Source organism: Kocuria sp. (genome assembly GCF_030536815.1).
Taxonomy (GTDB): domain Bacteria; phylum Actinomycetota; class Actinomycetes; order Actinomycetales; family Micrococcaceae; genus Kocuria; species Kocuria gwangalliensis.
The window spans coordinates 2,216-6,637 of the sequence record NZ_JAUNPE010000118.1 but is presented as its reverse complement, the minus strand read 5'-3'; the positions used below and the strand labels follow the sequence as shown (position 1 = coordinate 6,637).

Sequence of the window (4,422 nt, the reverse complement as noted above, 5' to 3'; positions counted from 1 at the left end):
TGACGTCCCTGGTGAACGATCGGATCCTGCAGGATTACCCCGTGGACCGCAACCGCATCACCTGGATGGGGTACTCCGGCGGCGCCGAGATGCTCAGCTACGGAATTCTCGCCGGACCCCGGGACCTGGTGACCGGGGGAGCAGCGCTGGTCGGAGGCGGAGGAGCCCCCCAGGGCCTCACCACGGACCCCACCGAGTCCCAGCTGGAGACCATGCCCCTGTGGTGGGTCACGGGCACGGAGGACGACGGCTCCACCACATCGGCCCCGTTCGATGCGGTGAGTGCCGCCGAGTCCGGCGCGGCATTCTACGACGACCAAGGCTTTGAACGAGTCGATCTTCAGCTGCTGACCGGTCGCAACCACTACAACATGCCGGACGCGCGTATTCTCGATGACCTGATGAAAACGGTCGAGCAAGACCGCTGAGAACCGCGTGCTCTACCCGGGTGGCGGATTCACAGACCCGGTGGGGGATTAATTCGCGCCCGGTTCGCGCAATGCCGCGTGCAGTAGCTCGGACTGGTCAAAGAGTGCGTGGTGCCCGCCGTGCAGTCGAAGCACCTGCGCCGGGCCCGTGGTGAACGTACTCCAGGACTCCACCGCACTCGGTGGGGCCGTCGTGTCGCCGTCCGCTGCCACCACCAACAGCGCAGTGCTCAGCTGGGCCGGTTCCCCCTGGTAGTTCATGGAGGCGGTCAGGTCCGCGCGCAGCGGGTCGAGCACCATGGCGCGCATTCCCGGGTCCTCCAAGAGCTCAGCGGGAGTGCCACCCAGGCCCACGAGCCACTCAACCAACGCGTGATCGTCATGCAGCGCGGCCGCCAACTCGGGGCTCGGGTCCGGCGGCGGTACTTTGGCGGACACCACGAGACGCCGGACACGACCCGGGCGTTCGCGCTCCATGCGGGTCACGAATTCGGCGGCGAGCAGTGCGCCGAAGGAATGCCCCAGCACATCGGTGGGTAGTTCATCGGAATCAAGAACCGGTAGCAATGCCGCGGTGGCCTCGTCCACCACATCCCCCACGGATGCCGCGGCCGGTTCGGCCATGCGCGCTTCCCGGCCGGGGCGGCGGTGGGCGAGCACCTCGACGTCGTGGGCGGCCAGCGAGCGCCCCGTCAACCCGCCGGCACCGGCGTGGGGAAAGAACACGAGACGGCGCTGCGGGATCCCCTGGGGCGTCACCCAGCGGGCAAGAACGTTATCGGTAGCCATGGTGGGCACGCTAGCACCGTGCGGCGGGAAGCACACCGGGTAGGTCGGGGCGGGCCGTCAATGACGTGTACGCGTGGGTCAGCAGTCCGCTCAGGCCGCCGTTCCGCATGGCTCGGCGCTGGCGCTCGGCTCCGGTTCCGTGCGAGAGCATGCGCTCCAGGCCGTGCTGCACCACTGACCGGTCCTCGGCACCTTCGAAGTACGGCTGGAGTCGCTCGAGAGTTTCATGCAGAAGATCCGCCGCGGGCTTCTGTGTTCCCGTGGCGGGGTCCATGAGGGAACCCGACAGGCCGAATTTCGCCGATTGCCACGTAGCAACCTCTAACAGTTCGGGCGGTATCCGGGTGAGGACCGGAGTGTCGAGGGCCATTCGTACCAAGGCCCTGATGAGCAGGGCAATGACCACGGCGTCCCCGGCTTCGAGCTGAACGTCGCACGCTCGGATTTCCAGGGTGCCGTGGGCGAAAGAAATACGGGTGAGCCAGGCCAGGGTGCTGGGGCTCTCGACCACGTCGAAGCGCAGGAGCGCGTCCAGCCGGGCCCGGTAATCGGCCAGGCTGTCGAACTGCGGGGGGATGCCGTTGGCCAGCCACCGGCGGTAGTGAATGGAACGCCACGAGGCGAATCCGCTGTCGGAGCCACGCCAGATGGGCGAGTTGGCGCCCAAGGCCACCACGAGCGGCAGCCACGGGCGCAAGCCGTTGAGCGCTTGCACGCCGTCGTCGAGAGTGTCCAACCCAATGTGCACGTGCATGCCGTTGAGGTACTGGTCCGCCGCGATGGCCGGTGACATGCCCGCCAACCGGTGGTAGCGCTCGCCGGGGGTGATCTGGGCGGCTGCCACGGCAATGTCGGGTGCGGCACCCGTCGCCGCGGCGTCGAAGCCCATGGACCCGGCCACGGCGGCGAGTTCGCGCCGAAAGCTCACCAGTGATTCGAGCGCCATGGCGGCGTCACTGAACACGGGGGAGGTGTGCTCGAGTTGGCAGGTGAGCCATTCTGGCGTGGCCTTGCCGCCGCCGGCAGCAATGGCGAGCAGGGTTTCGGCCTGCTGCGGGGCGGGTGTCGCGGGCAGCTGCGTGCCGCGGTCCATGAGGAGGAATTCCTCTTCGATACCGAAAGTGGTCACGATACGTAGCCCCACAATCTCCCGATGGCGGGCTCAATAACGGATGAAGGATCGGTCCGCAGTCTAACGTCCGGTCGTCAATCCACCGGTGGAATTCGGTTCTCGGTGGCGGGATGGGATTGCTGGGCTCTTGCATGTACAACCAATCGGTTGTAAATTGGCATTATGAGCCAGATCACAGAGGAGCGCACCGACAGGTTGTTCCATGCGCTTGCGGACCGCACGCGGCGTGACATCCTCCGCCGTGTGCTCTCCGAGGGGCAGTCGATTTCGGCTCTGGCCGCGAACTACAACATGTCGTTCGCGGCAGTACAGAAACACGTTGCCGTTCTGGAGCGCTCCGGGTTGCTGATCAAACAGCGCCGGGGTCGCGAACAGCACGCACGCGGTGACGTGCAGGCCGTACGATCCGTGGCAGCACTGCTCGACGAGTTCGAGCAGGTGTGGCGAGACCGCATCGACCGCATCGACGAACTATTGAAGGACAGTTGAGATGCCAGTTATCGAGGTCACCAAAGACGTAGACGCTTATTCGATCACGATCGTCGCGGAATTCTCCGCAACGGTGGAACGGTTGTGGGAGCTGTACGCGGATCCCCGCCAGCTCGAAAAAGTGTTCGGACCACCCACCTACCCGGCCACGTTCGTGGAACACGAACTGACGGAAGGCAGCACCACCAAGTACTTCATGACGAGCCCCGAGGGGGAGAAGTACCCGGGTCTGTGGCGGATCACGGGGGTGGATCGGCCGAACGGGTTCACGTTCGAGGATTTTTTCGCGACAGAGAATTTTGAACCGGCCGAGGGCCTGCCCGCGTCCGAGTGCAGCTACTTATTCGAATCGACAGGAGAAGGTGTCCGCGCCACGTACGTGTCGGTGTTCGCCTCCGCCGGGGCCTTGCAGGAGGTCCTCGACATGGGTATGGAGGAGGGAGCGACCTCGTCGATCGATCAGATCGACGCATTCCTGACTGCCTGATCACCGGACCGGAAAGGCCTGTACCCCTCATGCGCATCACCCACCAGCTACCCAATGTGTTCACCGCCGTTCGGCTCGTTGCGACCGTTCCCTTGGTTCGGCGCATCCGAAGCGGGCGGACCGGCGTGGGAACCGCGGTGGGTGTTGCCGCGTGGGCCGCTACGGACTGGGTGGACGGCCAGTTAGCTCGCCGGATGCACTGGGAATCCGTGCTCGGCTCGGCGCTTGATCCCCTCGCGGACCGCGCGGGGATTGCCGCCATTGCGTGGAGCCTCGCACGGGCGGGGCAGTTACCTCGGAGCGTTCCCATCACGGTACTCATCGTGGACATCACCACAGCCCTGCTGACGTCCAAGGCCGCCTATCGCGGCCAGCTCCGCGTCTCCTCTGTGGGGAAGGTGCGCAGCGCCATTCTCTTTGTCGCACTGGTGGCGGCGGCAGGTCCGGGGAAGCGAGGCCGGCTGGGGAGGATGCCCCGTGCCCTGGCGGATCTCGGCGCAGCTCTGCACATGCTCGCCGGCGTGAGGTACATTCGGGCGGCACGTCGGGGCGATACCCGGGAGCGCTGATGCCATTGACTCACTATCACGAGGGGTCATACTTGTAAATAGGGATCCGCGGGGGATCTCGTCAGCCCTCTGGAGGGCATCATGACCAAGGCAGCCATCACACTCACCACCGGCCTCGAGGACGCGGAGAAAGTGACGGTGGCTTTCCTGGTCGCCGTCGGTGCCGCAGAATCAGGCCGAGACACACTTATTTTCTTGACCAAAGAAGCGGTCCGCTTGGCCGTCACCGGTTTCGCGAAGGGCACGGCGTGCGAAGGGTGCCCACCATTGCCCGACCTCATGGACCGATTCGCCCACGCCGGTGGGCATTATATTGCCTGCGGGATTTGCGTCAAGGCCAAGGGCGTGGATCCGGATTCACTCGTGGACAATGCGGAAGTCGCCGGAACCGTTCAATTGTGGGAATGGATCGGCGATGATTGCACGGCCACGTTCAGTTTCTGAGCGCACTGGCCCAGTGGTGGCTCGTGTCGCGATCCGCGGGGCGGCTCGTCCGTTGCGGGGCACCTACGCTTGACGCATGGGCGC

General features: G+C 65.4%; 6 protein-coding genes and 1 pseudogene. 5 read left to right on the top strand and 2 right to left on the bottom strand.

What is annotated here, in order from left to right; translation table 11 throughout:
- Positions 1 to 428, top strand: a pseudogene (locus Q4E95_RS10040) (hypothetical protein); the annotation flags it as partial.
- A gap of 48 nt (positions 429 to 476) precedes the next feature.
- On the opposite strand, the gene Q4E95_RS10035 reads toward Q4E95_RS10040, so the two are convergent.
- Complete coding sequence (locus Q4E95_RS10035; protein ID WP_303383175.1) at positions 477 to 1,217, bottom strand: thioesterase II family protein; 741 nt, start codon at positions 1,215 to 1,217, stop codon at positions 477 to 479.
- A gap of 10 nt (positions 1,218 to 1,227) precedes the next feature.
- The gene (locus tag Q4E95_RS10030) at positions 1,228 to 2,346 is read right to left on the bottom strand and encodes a YbdK family carboxylate-amine ligase (protein ID WP_303383174.1); all 1,119 of its coding nucleotides are present in this window, start codon (positions 2,344 to 2,346) and stop codon (positions 1,228 to 1,230) included.
- Positions 2,347 to 2,511: 165 nt separating this feature from the next.
- Here Q4E95_RS10030 and Q4E95_RS10025 point away from each other — a divergent pair, with 165 nt between their 5' ends.
- The 4 genes from Q4E95_RS10025 (at position 2,512) to Q4E95_RS10010 (ending at position 4,338) form a co-directional block, all read left to right on the top strand.
- Positions 2,512 to 2,838: a helix-turn-helix transcriptional regulator gene (locus tag Q4E95_RS10025; RefSeq protein WP_303383173.1), complete on the top strand. Its 327-nt coding sequence runs from the start codon at positions 2,512 to 2,514 to the stop codon at positions 2,836 to 2,838.
- A gap of 1 nt (position 2,839) precedes the next feature.
- Positions 2,840 to 3,325: an SRPBCC domain-containing protein gene (locus tag Q4E95_RS10020; protein WP_303383172.1), complete on the top strand. Its 486-nt coding sequence runs from the start codon at positions 2,840 to 2,842 to the stop codon at positions 3,323 to 3,325.
- Positions 3,326 to 3,354: 29 nt separating this feature from the next.
- Positions 3,355 to 3,894, top strand: a complete 540-nt coding sequence (locus Q4E95_RS10015; RefSeq protein WP_303383171.1) for a CDP-alcohol phosphatidyltransferase family protein — start codon at positions 3,355 to 3,357, stop codon at positions 3,892 to 3,894.
- Positions 3,895 to 3,975: 81 nt separating this feature from the next.
- Positions 3,976 to 4,338, top strand: a complete 363-nt coding sequence (locus Q4E95_RS10010; protein WP_303383170.1) for a DsrE family protein — start codon at positions 3,976 to 3,978, stop codon at positions 4,336 to 4,338.
- Positions 4,339 to 4,422 lie beyond the last annotated feature (84 nt).